This is a genomic window from Flavobacterium sp., from assembly GCF_030146175.1.
Classification (GTDB): Bacteria; Bacteroidota; Bacteroidia; order Flavobacteriales; family Flavobacteriaceae; genus Flavobacterium.
On the sequence record NZ_JASLCE010000131.1, the window covers coordinates 1 to 16,196 of the forward strand.

The following is a 16,196-nucleotide window of genomic DNA, read 5'->3' on the forward strand; positions in this document are numbered from 1 at the left end:
CCGGTTAGTATTAACGAAATATTGATATCCGATCCGGCAATTTGTTGCGCCGGAGCAAGACTGGTATAGTCACCATAACCACCGGTACTGTATCCGGAAGTATTGGAGGATTCCACAATGGCTCCCGTGATTTTATAACTGGAAATATAATACGTCGACGAAGTAGAAGCCGGCGTACAGTTGGTGTAAGTATAATCCGGCGGATACCAGGAATAAACCAGTCCGCTGTTGGGATAACTGTTACTACGGGTTTTGTTGGTGTCGGTGTTGGAAGTTCCGCTAGACGTATTGCCATACCAGGTGCTGTTTGAACTCTGTGATCTGTTATTGAAATCAGCATTGGTACGACCTCGTAATCCTACTTCCGCATTTAATGTCGTGTTGCTGCTTGGCGAGCAGGTACCATAAATGATTTGTATGATATTGGTGGTTTCGCTAAGTCGGATTTGGAAATTAAAACTTCCGGACTGAGATACGCGTCGTACATTATTCCATTGTACAATAAAAGTCCGATTGGGAGCTGTTCCGGTAGTGGTATAGGTAATCGCATTCCCGTTGTCTTTAAGGTCCATACCTAAAGCACTGATCGCCCCGTCAAAACCGGCTCCGTTTACCGAAATCGGGTTGTATCCGGCTGCATCGCCTGCTACAGTGGTTCCAAAAGTGATAAAACCATTGGACAAAATAGAACAAGTGGTGTAATTCGTACTGTTGTAATTAAACGTAAAGCCAATAGGGATGTTAAGGGCGGCGTTATTATCCCATGAAGTGGCAATTGCGGTCGTTCCGGATATGGACGAGTAGGTCGCGGTATTTTCCGAAAAAGTATAATAACTTACCTGTGCTTGTCCGATTTGGAAGCACAATAATAAGCCGGCTACTATTTTGAATAATTGCGTGCTTTTAACGGTAAGAGGAGTTGCGTTAAAAGCACCGGAAACTTTAAAGAAGTTGCCGGTTTTTTGGTTGTTTTTGTAGCTGTTTAACATACTTGAAAATATTAAGTGGTTCATTTTCAATACTAATTTAGCTACTAAAAAGGGGGCGATAAATGCGTTTTGACCGAATTTCGATAAAGGTTTCCGTTTAATCGATAAAGTACGTTTTTGACCTCTATTTGACTTCTTTTGTTTGTTGTAAATTGTGATTTTACATATTGTTTTTGTATTAATTTATAATTAATAATGTTGAATTCGTATTGTTGTTTGTTTATTGGTGTTTTTTATGTAATATTAAAATGGATCTTTTAATAGTGTAAAAGGTTAAAATAAGGTATGAAGAAAGGTGTAAAAGGAAGTTTTATGGAAGAGAAGATATAGCGCAAAAGACAAGATATCGTGCTGTCTGTTTTTGTGCTGCATAATCTTGAATAATTTGAATTGTACAAAATTGAGCAGTACGAAATAGTTCTGATTCTAAATTTTTAAAAGGTATAAAGGAATAGTAAAAGAGGAGCTGAAATAATAGCCTGCGGAATAAATGATTGTTTCTTAGAGGTTAATGGACTTTTTGTATAGAAATAAAGTTGGCTTTTTTAAAAAAAATAATTAAATTTAACCTGCTTGTAAAAGCTATTAATACGATCGAATGCGAATAACCGATGCGTGAGATAATGATAAAATTTCTTGTTTTGGGACAATATATCCCTTTTGTGGACAATTTGTCCCTTGTGAATAGATTGTAGTATTAGATAATATACTTTTATGCATAAATAACTTAAAAAACATATTGATCATGGCTCGTAAAAAGATTTTATTTATAGTGCTTTTGGGGGGGATTTTTTTTAGTCATGCCCAGGTATATGTGAGTCCGTCCACCCATGTTTTTGTTAATAATGAAGTGCTGTTTGTAAAACAGGATGTAGCGAATAATGGGGTTATGTTCCTTCGTAGAGACGGTCAGTTGCTACAAGGTGTAGCGGGTGTTACGGCTAATAAAGGAGCCGGAACGGTTTCGGTTTATCAGGAAGGAACATGTGGTAATTACGATTATAATTATTGGTGTTCTCCGGTCGGGACGATAGTTACCGGACAGGAAGGTATTGCGGGAAATTTTAATGCCGATGCGACTAAAATTTTTTACAGACCTAATACAATTATCAATAGTGACCTGGCAACAATTTTGCCTTGGGGATCTTATGATGGACAATCAAATCCGTTATCGATTTCTTCCAGATGGTTATGGAAATTCGTTAATGCTACGGCCTATTCACAATGGGTTCATGTCGGAAACGGACAGCCAATCGCTCCGGGTGAAGGGTTTACAATGAAAGGAACAGCCGGTACAGATAACACGAATGTAGATGGGATTATCAATAATCCGGGAAACCACCAACGAATTGATTTTAGAGGGCGTCCAAACGATGGTGATATCGTGATTCCATGTTTGGTAGGGCAACAAACACTTACCGGGAATCCATATCCTTCGGCGATTGATTTAAGCTATTTCCTTTTGGATAATCCAGCTTGCGACGGAACTGCTCAATTCTGGGAACAGGACAAAACGGTAAACTCACATACGTTAGCCAATTATAGAGGTGGTTATGGAACATTCTCGCCGGCAGCAACCTTGGCACAGGTAACAGCCGGTACAGCCGGAACCGGTATTTATACTCCGGCAATTTTTTACTCGTATGATGCGGGCGGAAATCAGGGGACGGTAACATCATCACCCGGAAATTCATATAAAAGACGTTTTTCGCCTGTTGCACAAGGATTCCTTATCACAGGAGCAAATGCAGGTGTGGTGACCATGCGGAACCGATATCGCGTTTTTGTAAGAGAAGGGGCTGCTAATAATTCTCAGTTTGAAAGAAATGCAAGCTCGGCGGCACTGGCCAGTGCTAATGCCGATAATGTACCATCCTATAATCCGGTTGTGGAAGATTTGGCCTTTCCTACAGTCTTATCGGTATCAGGTATTGATTATACGAATGAGTCTGTAAGACCACAACCGCAGGTTCGTATTAATACACTAATCGATAATCAGGGAGTTCGGCAAAGTGTAATCGGTTTCCATCCTGAAGCTACCGATGGTGTAGACAGAGGAATGGATGCGATTTCTTCCGATGATGGATTGCCTTCGGATATGTTTTTTGTAATTGATGATAAAGAATACGTGATTAATATGGTGGCTTTTGATGAAAACAAGCGTCTTCCGCTTGGTTTTAAAAATGGAGCACCGGCAAATTACAGGATAACGGTACAAGAGATTATTAATGCTGATACGGTACAAAATGTGTACCTGCACGATAAGGTAAACAACCAGTATTATGATATTAAAAATGGAGTACATGAATTGAATTTGCCAGCCGGAACCAATAAGTCAGATTATGAGATTACCTTTAAACGGGATAGTAACCTGGGATTAGGAGAGACGATTAAAAACAGTCTGTTGGTATATCAGGATAATTCCGGACATACTTTGCAAATTTCCAACCCAATGGCTTTGGATTTAAACACAGTAGTCTTATACGATGTGGTAGGAAAAGTTATCTTCGAAAAAACAAAATTAGGTAATAATACAACCTATTCGTTTCCGACGGCAAATCTTAGTGATGGTATATATATTGTAAGGATGCTTACCTCGGATAATCAGGAAATAAGTAGAAAAATCATAATAAAAAATTAAAATTTATAGACGATATTTAAAAACAGCTCCGAATTCGGAGCTGTTTTTGTTTAAAATGATATTTTTGCAACTATGAAAAGTTACAATCAGGTATTGCCTTTTTCATTTCCGAATGGGATTTCGCTTACTGTAAAAAGAGAAGATCAGGTGCATCCCTTTTTATCCGGGAATAAATACCGGAAAATGAAGTACAATCTCGAACAGGCCCAAAAGGAAGGTTATGCAAAATTGCTGACTTTCGGCGGGGCATTTTCCAATCATATCGCAGCGGTTGCCGCGGCAGGAGCACACTTCGGATTGGAAACCATAGGAGTAATACGTGGCGAAGAACTGGAAAACGAAATAGAAGCAAATGCAACCTTACGTCTGGCGCGACAACAAGGCATGAAATTTGATTTTGTATCGCGGGAAGCTTATCGCATTAAAGACGAGTCGGCTTTTTTAGAAAAACTGCGGGAAAAACACGGTGCTTTTTACCTATTGCCCGAAGGCGGAACCAATGCGCTGGCGGTAAAAGGGTGTGAGGAAATATTGGAAACAACCGATAAAACGCAATTTACACACATTTGCTGTGCAGTGGGAACCGGAGGAACAATCTCAGGTTTGATCAATTCCTGTGGGGAAAATCAAAAAGTAATTGGCTTTCCGGCGTTAAAAGGTTCGTTTTTATCTGATGAGATTTGTAAATTTGTAAACAACGACCGCTGGGAACTGGTAAATGACTATCATTTTGGAGGTTATGCAAAAATAAATGACGAATTGGTTCGTTTTAATAATGACTTTTATGCCCAAACGGAAGTATTGTTAGATCCGGTATATACCGGGAAAATGGCCTACGGAATAGTAGATCTGATCGAAAAAGGCTATTTCCCTGACGGAGCTGCAATTTTAATGATTCACACCGGGGGATTACAAGGGATTGAAGGAATGAATAAAATATTGGCTCAGAAAAATAAGCCGTTACTTATAGAAAACAAAGTCTGTAAAAAAGAGAATAATGATTAAAAAAATTTGCCTGCTGCTAACGCTTATATTGGTTTATAGCTGCGGATCTTCGTCAAAAGTACGAACGACACCGACGAAGATTACAACAACCAAGAAAAATACAACCGTAAAAACACACTCGGGAACCACGAGAACAAACTCCTCATCTTCGGAAAATTCCAAACCATCGGAAGTACTCGAAGCGACTTCAAAAATAAAAGTAACTACCGAAATTGTAAATGCGTATATCGGTAGGTTTAACGAAACCGCAAAAGAAAACATGCGAAACCATGGCGTTCCGGCTAGTATTACACTGGCTCAGGGGATTTTGGAATCCGGTGCCGGAGTAGGAACCTTATGTGTAAAAGCAAACAACCATTTCGGAATCAAATGCCACACCGGATGGACCGGAGATAGCGTACGCCATGACGATGATTCCGAACAGGAATGCTTTCGCAAATATAGCGACCCGGCCGAATCGTTTCGGGATCATTCACTATTCCTGACAACAAGAAGCCGTTATTCCGCCCTGTTTAAATTGCCAAAAGGCGATTATGTAGCCTGGGCAAAAGGACTGAAAAGTGCCGGATATGCCACAGATCCCAAATATCCGGAAAAACTCATCGGACTTATCGAGCGTTACGAATTGTACAAATACGACTCGGAAGTTATTGGAGGCGGTTATACAAAACCGGTGATCAAAAAAGATACGACTACGGTAAATGCCGAAGTTAGCGGTTCGACGTATAAAGTGGCGCAAGGGGATACACTGTATTCCATTTCCAGAAAATTCAATGTAACGGTAGACGAATTGATAAAAATCAATAACCTTACCTCAAACGCAATAGCAATAGGACAAATCATAAAAGTAAAATCATAATGTTATATACAAGAAGCAGTCAGCTGTTTGCTGAAGCGTCAGAAGTGTTACCGGGCGGTGTGAATTCACCCGTTCGTGCCTTTAAATCAGTTGGAGGAACGCCAATTTTTGCCAAAGAAGCCAAAGGAGCCTATTTGTATGATGAAGACGGAAATCGTCTTATCGATTATATCAATTCCTGGGGGCCAATGCTTTTAGGGCATGCCTATGAGCCGGTAGTAACGGCAGTAATTGAAAAAGCAAAAAAAGGAACCTCATTCGGAATGCCAACAGAATTGGAAACGGAAATCGCAAAACTGGCCCTTTCGATGGTGCCGGGAATCGAGAAAATCCGATTTGTAAATTCCGGTACCGAAGCCTGTATGAGTGCTGTCCGACTGGCGCGTGGTTTTACCAATCGCGATAAAATCATAAAATTTGCCGGATGTTACCACGGTCATTCCGATTCGTTCCTGATTCAGGCCGGAAGTGGAGCCATTACATTTGGCGCGCCAAACAGTCCCGGAGTAACGCAGGGTACCGCAAAAGACACTCTTTTGGCCCGTTACAACGATTTGGACAATGTGCGTTCTCTTTTTGAAGCTAATAAAAACGAAATCGCGGCCATTATTATAGAACCGGTAGCCGGAAATATGGGATGTGTGCCGCCACAGGAAGGCTTTTTAAAAGGATTGCGGACACTTTGCGACGAACATGGGGCTTTGTTGATATTTGATGAGGTAATGACCGGATTTCGTCTGTCAAAAGGTGGTGCGCAGGAACTGTTTGGAATTAACGCCGATATCGTAACTTTTGGAAAAGTAATTGGTGGTGGTTTGCCGGTAGGTGCCTTTGCTGCACGAAATGAAATTATGAATTATCTGGCACCACTGGGACCGGTATATCAGGCGGGAACTTTGTCCGGAAATCCATTAGCGATGGCGGCTGGTTTGGCCATGTTACAGGATATCAATACCAACGAAGGACTTTTTGAACGATTGGAGCAAAAAACGGCTTATCTGGAAAAAGGAATCCGCGAACAGTTGGAAAAAGCAGGTGTTGTATTTACGATTAACCGTGTAGGTTCGATGATTTCGGTTCATTTTGACGAAAGACCGGTAGTTGATTTTGATACGGCTAAAAATGGCGATAACGAAAGCTTTAAAAAATTCTTCCACGGATTGTTACAGGAAGGAATCTACATCGCTCCGTCGGCCTATGAAACCTGGTTTATTACAGACGCATTGACCTACGAAGATCTCGATTTTACAATTGCAGCCGTAGGAAAAGTAGCAGCGACACTTTAAATGAAAATAGCTATAAATGAAAAACGCACCTTAAAGGTGCGTTTTTTATTATTCGGAAACCAGTCGCTTTACCAACTGCGGATTCGCGTCCAGTTTTTGAAGTTGCGCTTGTGTTAAAGGGGCACGTAAATAGTGATCCACCACTTTTACCAACTCTTTTTTTCGTCCTTCCGACAACTCCGGGCTTAGATTTTGATGTTTCATTACCAATCCTTTTTCGATCTCAACTTTTTGTGCATCAGATAGCGGGATGTATGCGGTAAGTGCCGTGATGTCGTTTTGAACTTTTTTAGCGATTTCCTTTTGACGATCCTGCGCATTGGCAGCTACCGAAAAGGAAACAATCATAAAAAATAACGCAATAAATTTTTTCATTGTCTGATAAATTGGCTGATTATAGAGCCAAAGCTAATTTATTTTACGATATATTGCTAAAAAAACAATCAAAAATTATTCAGGAGCGTTGTTTTTAAAGTTTCGGGTTCTTTTTGTGATTTTTTCCTGACGCATTTCACTCTGTTTTTCCCATTTCTCCATCTGACCGGAATTCAGGATTTTTTTCATTTCGCCTTTAAAAGCAATTTTGTCGTCCATACGTTTGTTTTGAAGCGCAAAACGTTCGTCGGCAGTCATTTCTTTGTAATTTTTTCGTACATCACCCTGTGTAGCTCGTACTTCTTCACGTTTTTTGCTCTGATCCATTAATAGCTTTTCAACTTCTTTTTGTTGTTTGGCTGTCAGATCCAAATCTAAGGTCATTTTTTTAACCTGTAACTGTACTTGTTGTTCCGGAGCTAAACGTTCGCGACCACCTCTCGATTCTTTTTCCTGTGCAAAGCCTAACATAGTTGCGCAAAGGCAAACGGCTAAAACTAATTTTTTCATAATGCTTTTCTTTTAAAGTTGTTACGATGCTTTGACCGTGGGAATTTCAAAAGGTTTAAAATTGTACAACCTAAATAAAAGTTAAAAAAATGCCGAAATGTTGTACTTCTGTTAAAATAGAACCGGATATTTTTTGGAGTTACCACTTTTGGGGGTTACCTTTGCCACGTGAAAAAAGGAATTGTAATACTCGTTTTTTTTGTCCTCTTTAAACCGATATTGCCGGTTTTTGAGTACATGATCAATTACGAATATATTACAAAAACCCTTTGTGAAAACAAAGCCAAACCGCAAATGGCCTGTAACGGAAAATGTCACCTGATGAAAGAACTTGCTAAAGCTTCTGAATCGGAAAAACCGTTATCTACCGATAAAAAAAATGTAAGAGCCGAAGTAGAAGTGCTCTTTTTTGAAATCCAGAAAAACTTCGATTTTAATCCTGCATCGGTAACCGAAAAAGTTGCGGAAAACTTTTCCTATACCAATCTGTACCAACACCTGAATGCGGACGGAATCTTCCATCCACCGGCATTTATTTTTTAAAATTCAACCCTTTTAAGCATTTTTTCTTTTGGCTGGAAGTCAAAAGGATTGCTATGTCGTATTTTAAAAAATAAAAAAATGAAATTCAAATTAATAAACACTGTTATAGCGGTGACATTGGCCATTGCCTTAGGATCTTGTAGTAATGATAACGATGTGGTAAACTCCACAGAAGGAAGCGGAAGCTTAAAAATAAAATTTGATCACCGTTACGGAGATGTCGATTTTATCATGGGCGCACCGTATACAACCTCTCAGGGTGAGACGATTAAAGTAGATAACATCAAATATATCGTAAGCAATATTGTGCTTATAAAAGAAGATGGATCGACTTATGTTTATCCAAAAAGCAAAAGCTATTTTATTATAAAAGAACAAACACCAAGTTTATTTACGATCGAGCTAACCGATGTTCCGGCTGGGAATTATAAAACCGTGAAATTCGGTATTGGTGTCGATCAGGAACAATTTAACTTAGGAGCTGCCGGTCAGGGCGATTTTCTGGTACAAGCACAATCCGAAGGCATGATGTGGTCGTGGAGTGCGGGCTATAAATTCCTGGCATTCGAAGGGAATTTCACCTCGGCTACCGTAACCGATCCGACACTTTTTAAAGTACATACGGGACAAACCGGAACCCACTATAATTATACCGAAGTAACATTGGATATGCCGGATAAAGCATTGGTGCGACCAACTATTACACCACAAATTCACGTAATGGCCGATTTGTCTAAAATCCTGGATGGAGCCACAAAAATCAGCTTGTCCTCACAACCAAATATCATGGGTGGTGCTGTTTTGGCTTCAATTACAGCCAATGTGTCCACTATGTTCTCTGTTGATCACGTTCATAATGACTAAATAAAATCAAAAAAGCTGTCGGTAGTGATTATTGACAGCTTTTTGAAAAACAAATCATTATGAAAAGAATCAGAACACTACTGTTCTTGCTGCTACCGTTTTTATGGAGCTGCTCGAACGATGATAGTCCTGAAGCCTATCAAAATATTCCGATCGATTTTAAAGTACCGACCAATTTTCCAGCCTTAACCTATAATTTGCAAAACAATCCGCTAACGGAAAAAGGATTTGAATTGGGGAAAAAGTTGTTTTACGACGGTCGGTTGGCATCGGATGGATTGGTGTCCTGTGGCTTTTGCCACATTCAGGAAGACGCGTTTACGCACCACGGACATTCGTTTAGTCATGGTGTGGGTGATAATATCGGAACCCGTAATGCACCGCCGATTCAAAATCTTGCGTTTCAGCGCGCTTATATGTGGGACGGAGCAACAACACATCTGGATTTGCAGCCTTTGATTCCGCTAACCAGTGAAATTGAAATGAATGGAAATCTGGCGGAAATTGTCAGTATGATGAAAGGCGATGCGACCTATCAGAAACTATTCAGACAGGCCTTTCCTGATGGAATGATCAATTCTGAAAACATGCTTAAAGCATTGGGACAGTTTATGGTGATGCTAACATCGTCCAATTCAAAATTTGATAAATTCAGAAGAGGAGAACCCGGAGGAACGTTAACTGCCGACGAACAGGAAGGCTACGTACTTTTTACACAAAAATGTGCCGGTTGTCACGCTACGGATTTATTTACCGATGATACTTATCGCAATAACGGTTTGCCGATTAACCCGATGATCAATGATGTGGGGCGCTACCGCGTAACCGAGTTGCCACAGGATAATTACAAATTTAAAGTGCCGAGTTTGCGGAATATCGAAAAAACGGCACCTTATATGCACGATGGGCGTTTTGCCACGCTTGAGGCGGTTTTAAATCACTATTCCAACGGTGTGCTGGATTCGCCTACATTGGATCCTACTTTAAAGGCTAATGGAACTTTGGGAATTCCGTTAACAGCGAATGAAAAAACGAAACTTGTGGCCTTTTTAAAAACACTAACGGATCATGAGTTTTTAACGGATCGACGGTTTTCGGAATTTTAAAAACAACAAACACTTTTCTAAATTTTAGAAATAAGATTTGGATTGAAAAGAAAAATAAAAATGAAAAAATATAGTCTATTAGTAGTGCTTTTTTGGAGTGTATTTACCTACGCGGCAGAAAAGGATAGCCTGGGAATAAATCCGTATCAAAACTATTTTCGTTCGCTCGAATATTTCGAAGAATGTGATGCCTGTGGTTGTTCGGCCAGTGGTGGAAGTTTGGGTTTTTCGTCGATGCTGAATACCAATTTTGTAGGGATACGCTATTTTAACCAGCGTTATAAAAGTAACGACGGATTGTTTTCGGATTCACCGTGGTATGAAGAAAATTTTAATACCATTCAGGTGTGGGGACGCATTCCGATTGTGAAAAAAGTTCAGGTTTCCGTATTGGTTCCGTACCATTTTCATAATCGGGAAACCGTAACCGGCAAACAGGATATATCCGGTTTGGGCGACCTTACGGTATTGGGAATGTACACGGTGTATGAAACGGTTAAAGATAGTGCCGTGTTTTCGCATTCGGTACAATTGGGTGCCGGAGTAAAAGCGCCTACGGGAAAATACCGTGAATTTACCAATGGAAGTGTAAATCCGAGTTTTCAGGTGGGAACCGGTAGCTGGGACTATATTTTTGCGGCAGAATATGTCGTAAAAAAAGGAAATCTGGGATTAAATACTATGGGGAGTTATACGGTTAAAACGGAAAATGAAAAGCATTATCGTTTCGGAAATCAATTTAATTATGCATCAACAGTATTCTATTTTTTAAATAGTGAGAAGTATGTATTTGTGCCGCAATTGGGCGTTGCCGGAGAAGTGTACGTGAACAATTATCAATACAAACAATTGCTGCGAAATACGGCAGGTGACATCCTTTTTGGAAAAGCGGGAATCGAGATCGGACGGGATAAATTTTCGTTTGGTGCCAATGTGATGGTGCCGATAAATCAAAATCTTACCGGTGGCAGAGTGGAAGCACAATACCGTTGGAGTGTGAACTTAAATTATACTTTATAATTTGCACCTGACAGGTTTCTCGACACAACGCTGATAAACCTGTCAGGTGTTTCTGCATAGTGTCGCTAGCTATGTTTTTCAGTGCAAGAACAGAAATTTGTAGGTGTTTCTGTATGGTATTTCATGAATAAAGAAAAACTACATCGGATAGGTTTTTCGAATTTACACCTGACAGGTTTCTCAACACAACGCTGATAAACCTGTCAGGTGTTTTGTATAAGTGTCGCCAGATAGGTTGCTCGACACAAGAACAGAAACTTGTCTGATATAGCAAATACAAACACCTGACAGTTTTTAAGTGAGAAAATGCTAAGACTGTCAGGTGTAGGCAACCGGATTAAAGTATAATCCGGTTTAGTGTAACAGAAACGGGCTGTCTCTTTTTTGAGGCAGCTTTTTTTTAAGGCTTATTTTGAGTAGTTGCTTTTTGCGGTTGATTTTGGAATCGTTTTTTATAAATCGCATCCCATTTGTCTTGCTGTTCCTGAGTGAGGATGGCTTTTAGATTTGTTTTCAGGGTTTTCAGACTTTCGATATATTCGGTTTTTAAAGCCTGATTTTCTTCGGGTTTGGCCGACTGAAGGCGCAATTTAATATCGCCGGTTTTCCGGTTGTTTTCCGTTAGTACTTTCTCAATTTGTTGCTGTTGAGTCGCAGTTAGGTTGAGATCGGTTGCCATACGGCTAACCTCTAATTTGGCCTTTTGTTCTGCCGTCAGGGTTGGCGGTGCCTGATTGGAAGACTGTGCGATGCTTGCCAATGATAAAAAGCTTACAATCAGGATAAAGAATGCTTTCATAATCCTATGGTTTAAGTGGTAAACTCCGTGATATATATTAAAAGTAAGGAATAAAAACGACAGGTGTAACGATTTTCCGTTAAGTGCGATTTTTTGCCGATAAAAAACCTGTCAGGTTTATAAATAAAAAAGGCCGACTAGAAATAGTCGGCCTTTTGATTGTATATCGAAAACTTAGGATTGTAATTCTACGACTTTACTGTCGCCAGCTACAACCACTTTGGTTAATCCGTGTTGTGCCAGGGCTTTCATGGCTTTGTCCCATTTTTTACCGCTTAATCCGGCCTGATTTTTTAATTCGGCTAAATCCAACGCGTTGGCATTTTTTTCTAAGATTGCAATAATTGCTTTTTCTTCGTCTTCCAACTCGATTTGTACGGCTTTTTTCTCCGGACGCATTTGAGGGAAAAACAACACTTCCTGAATCGATGGATTGTTGGTTAAAAACATGATCAAACGGTCCATTCCGATACCTAAACCGGATGTTGGAGGCATTCCGTATTCCAATGCACGTAGGAAATCGTTGTCAATAAACATCGCTTCATCATCACCTCTTTCGGATAAGGCTAATTGCGATTCAAAACGTTCCCGCTGATCGATTGGATCGTTTAGCTCAGAATACGCATTGGCAATTTCTTTTCCGCATACCATCAATTCGAAACGCTCGGTTAATTCCGGGTTGTCGCGGTGTTCTTTGGTTAGCGGACTCATATCTTTCGGATAATCAGTGATAAAAGTTGGTTGGATAAAATTACCCTCGCATTTTTCACCGAAAATCTCGTCGATCAATTTTCCTTTACCCATAGTGTCATCTACGGCAATTCCCATCGATTGTGCTGCAGCTCGTAATTCGGTTTCTGTTTTTCCGGTAATATCAAAGCCGGTAAAATGTTTGATGGCATCTGTCATCGAAACACGTGCATAAGGTGCTTTAAAATCAACCGTATGTTCGCCGAAAGTAGCTTTTGTAGTACCGTTCACCTGAAGGGCGCAATATTCCAAAAGGTTTTCGGTAAATTCCATCATCCAATTGTAGTCTTTATAGGCTACATAGATTTCCATAGCGGTAAACTCCGGGTTATGGGTTCGGTCCATTCCTTCGTTACGGAAGTTTTTGGAGAATTCATATACACCGTCGAAACCACCTACGATTAGTCTTTTCAGGTACAATTCGTTGGCAATTCGCATATATAATGGAATATCCAGGGAGTTGTGGTGTGTGATAAACGGTCTTGCGGCCGCACCACCCGGGATCGACTGTAATATTGGCGTTTCTACTTCAAAATAACCTTTGTCGTTAAAAAACGTACGCATCGCATTGAACAATTTGGTTCTTTTGATAAATACTTCTTTAACCTGCGGATTTACAACCAAATCAACATAACGCATACGGTAACGCAATTCCGGATCGGTAAATGCGTCGAAAACATTACCATCGGCATCAACTTTAGGTAATGGTAAAGGACGTAAGGTTTTGCTTAATAGCGTGATATTTTTGGCACGTAAGGTTTTTTCGCCTACCTGAGTGGTAAACAATTCCCCTTCGATTCCGATAAAGTCACCCAGGTCAATTAATTTTTTAAAAACTTCGTTGTAAAGTGTTTTGTCATCGTCCGGACAAATCTCGTCACGGTTAATGTATAACTGGATACGACCTTCGCTATCCTGTAATTCGGCGAAAGAAGCTTTCCCTTGTACGCGGGCAGACATCAGACGGCCGGCCACAATTACCTTCTTTCCTTCCTCAAAAGTTTCCTTGACCTGCTTCGACGTGTGGTTCACGGGAAACAAATTGGCGGGATATGGGTTTATTCCAAGTTCTTTCAACTTACCCAGTTTTTCTCTTCTGATGATTTCTTGTTCTGAAAGTTGCATAATTGTGATTTTTTTAAGTGGGCAAAGATAGACATATTTTAAAAAGGAATCAATTTCAAATTTTGAAAATGATAATAAAGGTATTGCGGATGGAAAATCGTATCTTTGAAAGCAAATTTGAAGCCTAAATTTATGAAGGAAAAAATCCGGTTCGCCCTTACTTTGGTTGTCGCGGTTGTGATGACAGCCTGTAATTTTACTGAGACTATTAATTTGAATGCCGACGGAAGTGGTACGTTTTCATTGGATGTTGATGCCTCGGCTATGATGAGTATCGCGGCAGAACAAGGCGATCGGAAAATTGATTCGACTTTTACTTTAAAATCATTAATAGACGAACGAAAAGATAGTATTGCCAAATTGCCATTGGCGGAACAACAACGTTTGAAAAAATTGGAAAGCTTTTCGGTTCGGACACATGTGGATCAAGTGGAGAAATCATTTTTGTTTACACTTTTTAGTGATTTTAAAAAACCATCGGATTTGGTTGATGCGTTGTCGGTTGTAAAAACGATGGACGATTTGAAAACGAATGGAAGTGGAGAGAAAGGCAGGCTATCGGATATGGATAAGATGACTACCGATTTAAAGTATTCGTTCGACGGGAAAAAATTTACCCGTAAGGCGGCGGTAAAAGATCCGGCTATTCAGAAACAGCTAACGGATAGCTTGGCGACGATCCGACCGATGATAGAAGCTTTTACGTATACCGTAAAATACCATTTTCCGAAAAAGATTAAATCGATTACCGCAAAAGATCCTGTTTTTAGTGACGACAGAAAAACGGTAACCTTGCAATATCCGTTTATAGATTATATAGAAAGACCCGAAGTGATGAACTTTGAGGTTGTTCTGGAGAAAAAATAATAACGATGAACAAACAGATTGTATTCCGGGATCTCGGATTAAAAGATTATAAAGAGGTTTGGGATTATCAGGAATCTTTATTTAAAGAGATTCTGGATATCAAGATTAATAATAGGAGAGAAGAAAAAGAGGATGTGACACCAAATTACTTTTTATTTGTAGAACATCCGCATGTTTATACGCTTGGTAAAAGCGGTGATTTTTCAAATCTGTTATTAAACGAAAAGCAACTTGCCGATAAGGGGGCTTCTTATTATAAGATCAACCGCGGTGGTGATATTACGTATCACGGACCGGGACAAGTGGTTGGTTATCCGATTTTGGATTTGGAGAACTTTTTTACTGATATCCATAAATACCTTCGCTTTATGGAAGAAGCTATTATTTTAACCCTTGCAGAATACGGATTGCAATGCGAACGAAGCGAAGGGGAAACCGGAGTGTGGCTTGGCGTAGGTACGCCGTTTGCGCGAAAAATATGTGCGATGGGAGTTCGGGCTTCGCGATGGGTAACGATGCACGGGTTTGCGTTAAATGTAAATTCCGATTTGGGTTATTTTGATAATATTATCCCATGTGGTATAAAAGACAAAGCGGTTACTTCCTTGAATGTAGAACTGGGTGTTGCAAAAGTAGATGAGGAAGAGGTAAAGGCTAAAATTAAAAAACATTTTACGGCTTTGTTTGAAGCGGAAATTGGGAGCTAAAAAAATTAAAATATTTTATTAAGAAAAATCCTGACAAAATTTTGTCAGGATTTTTTTGTGGTTATAATTCCAGTTTTAATTGTTCCGGAAGTAAGCGAAACGATTTCCGGTGATAGGGAGTGGTTCCGTATTTTCGAATAGCTTCCCTGTGTTCGATCGTAGGGTAGCCTTTGTTTTTTTTCCAGTTGTACATGGGGTATTCTTCATGTATGCGATTCATATATTCATCGCGATAGGTTTTGGCCAGGACTGAAGCGGCTGCAATACTAAGGTATTTGCTATCGCCTTTTACAATACAACTGTATGGTATGTCCTGAATTGGTTTAAAACGATTGCCGTCTACAATAATATAGTTAGGTATTGGATTTAGATTGACGATGCAGGTTTGCATGGCTTTTATCGAAGCGTTCAGAATATTGATTTCGTCAATGATTTCGGGTTCGAGGTGAATTACTTTAAAACAAAGAGCCACTTCTTCGATTATGGGCTTTAGTTTTTCGCGGGTGATTTCGGATAATTTTTTGGAGTCGTTTAGTTTTTCGATGATCACATTATCGGGTAAAATCACGGCTGCAGCGGTAACAGGACCTGCTAAACAACCTCTTCCGGCTTCGTCGGTACCGGCTTCCAATGTTAACTTTGAGTAATTCTGTAACAGCATTTTTGTTTTTGGTAAATGTATAAAAAAAACACAAATATTTTGAGTAAACCGCAGTCTAATAAGGGACTTTATTTGATATAGTGTATTTT

Annotated in this window: 15 protein-coding genes and 1 pseudogene; 10 read left to right on the forward strand and 6 right to left on the reverse strand. The window is 39.8% G+C overall.

Going from position 1 to position 16,196, the window contains the following annotated elements; translation table 11 throughout:
- Window positions 1–989, reverse strand: a pseudogene (locus Q1R07_RS14945) (hypothetical protein); the annotation flags it as partial.
- Between the two features lie 745 nt (window positions 990–1,734).
- On the opposite strand from Q1R07_RS14945, the gene Q1R07_RS14950 reads away from it, so the two are divergent.
- From Q1R07_RS14950 to hemL, 4 genes are all read left to right on the forward strand, one after another.
- On the forward strand, window positions 1,735–3,630 hold the full coding sequence (locus Q1R07_RS14950) for a T9SS type A sorting domain-containing protein (RefSeq protein ID WP_300491794.1): 1,896 nt from the start codon (window positions 1,735–1,737) through the stop codon (window positions 3,628–3,630).
- Window positions 3,631–3,702: 72 nt separating this feature from the next.
- Window positions 3,703–4,635 (forward strand): pyridoxal-phosphate dependent enzyme, encoded by a 933-nt coding sequence (locus tag Q1R07_RS14955; protein ID WP_300491796.1) that lies wholly within the window; start codon window positions 3,703–3,705, stop codon window positions 4,633–4,635.
- Window positions 4,628–5,494 (forward strand): glucosaminidase domain-containing protein, encoded by an 867-nt coding sequence (locus Q1R07_RS14960; protein ID WP_300491798.1) that lies wholly within the window; start codon window positions 4,628–4,630, stop codon window positions 5,492–5,494. Before Q1R07_RS14955 ends, Q1R07_RS14960 begins: the two co-directional genes overlap by 8 nt.
- Complete coding sequence (gene hemL, locus Q1R07_RS14965) at window positions 5,494–6,780, forward strand: glutamate-1-semialdehyde 2,1-aminomutase (protein WP_300491801.1); 1,287 nt, start codon at window positions 5,494–5,496, stop codon at window positions 6,778–6,780. Before Q1R07_RS14960 ends, hemL begins: the two co-directional genes overlap by 1 nt.
- Window positions 6,781–6,828: 48 nt before the next feature.
- Here the strand turns inward: hemL and Q1R07_RS14970 are convergent, their stop codons facing one another.
- On the reverse strand, window positions 6,829–7,155 hold the full coding sequence (locus tag Q1R07_RS14970; RefSeq protein ID WP_300491802.1) for a hypothetical protein: 327 nt from the start codon (window positions 7,153–7,155) through the stop codon (window positions 6,829–6,831).
- A 75-nt stretch (window positions 7,156–7,230) separates the two neighbouring features.
- Window positions 7,231–7,665 carry a hypothetical protein gene (locus tag Q1R07_RS14975; protein WP_300491804.1) on the reverse strand — a complete coding sequence of 145 codons (435 nt, stop codon included), beginning with the start codon at window positions 7,663–7,665 and terminating at the stop codon, window positions 7,231–7,233.
- Window positions 7,666–7,833: 168 nt separating this feature from the next.
- On the opposite strand from Q1R07_RS14975, the gene Q1R07_RS14980 reads away from it, so the two are divergent.
- The 4 genes from Q1R07_RS14980 (at window position 7,834) to Q1R07_RS14995 (ending at window position 11,198) form a co-directional block, all read left to right on the forward strand.
- On the forward strand, window positions 7,834–8,208 hold the full coding sequence (locus tag Q1R07_RS14980) for a hypothetical protein (RefSeq protein WP_300491806.1): 375 nt from the start codon (window positions 7,834–7,836) through the stop codon (window positions 8,206–8,208).
- A 78-nt stretch (window positions 8,209–8,286) separates the two neighbouring features.
- The gene (locus tag Q1R07_RS14985) at window positions 8,287–9,072 is read left to right on the forward strand and encodes an MbnP family protein (protein ID WP_300491808.1); all 786 of its coding nucleotides are present in this window, start codon (window positions 8,287–8,289) and stop codon (window positions 9,070–9,072) included.
- Between the two features lie 59 nt (window positions 9,073–9,131).
- A complete protein-coding gene (locus Q1R07_RS14990) occupies window positions 9,132–10,178 on the forward strand; it encodes a cytochrome c peroxidase (protein WP_300491810.1) in 1,047 nt (348 codons plus the stop codon).
- Window positions 10,179–10,238: 60 nt separating this feature from the next.
- The gene (locus Q1R07_RS14995) at window positions 10,239–11,198 is read left to right on the forward strand and encodes a transporter (RefSeq protein ID WP_300491812.1); all 960 of its coding nucleotides are present in this window, start codon (window positions 10,239–10,241) and stop codon (window positions 11,196–11,198) included.
- Window positions 11,199–11,598: 400 nt separating this feature from the next.
- Here the strand turns inward: Q1R07_RS14995 and Q1R07_RS15000 are convergent, their stop codons facing one another.
- Entirely contained in the window at window positions 11,599–11,997 is a 399-nt protein-coding gene (locus tag Q1R07_RS15000; RefSeq protein ID WP_300491814.1) for a hypothetical protein, read from the reverse strand.
- Window positions 11,998–12,171: 174 nt separating this feature from the next.
- On the reverse strand, window positions 12,172–13,872 hold the full coding sequence (lysS, locus tag Q1R07_RS15005) for a lysine--tRNA ligase (protein WP_300491816.1): 1,701 nt from the start codon (window positions 13,870–13,872) through the stop codon (window positions 12,172–12,174).
- A 132-nt stretch (window positions 13,873–14,004) separates the two neighbouring features.
- Between lysS and Q1R07_RS15010 the strand changes: the two genes are divergently transcribed.
- Window positions 14,005–14,739, forward strand: a complete 735-nt coding sequence (locus tag Q1R07_RS15010; RefSeq protein WP_300491818.1) for a hypothetical protein — start codon at window positions 14,005–14,007, stop codon at window positions 14,737–14,739.
- A gap of 5 nt (window positions 14,740–14,744) precedes the next feature.
- Window positions 14,745–15,446: a lipoyl(octanoyl) transferase LipB gene (gene lipB / locus Q1R07_RS15015; RefSeq protein ID WP_300491820.1), complete on the forward strand. Its 702-nt coding sequence runs from the start codon at window positions 14,745–14,747 to the stop codon at window positions 15,444–15,446.
- Window positions 15,447–15,507: 61 nt separating this feature from the next.
- Here lipB and Q1R07_RS15020 read toward each other — a convergent pair whose 3' ends face one another.
- A complete protein-coding gene (locus Q1R07_RS15020) occupies window positions 15,508–16,107 on the reverse strand; it encodes a ribonuclease HII (RefSeq protein WP_300491822.1) in 600 nt (199 codons plus the stop codon).
- Between the last annotated feature and the right edge of the window lie 89 nt (window positions 16,108–16,196).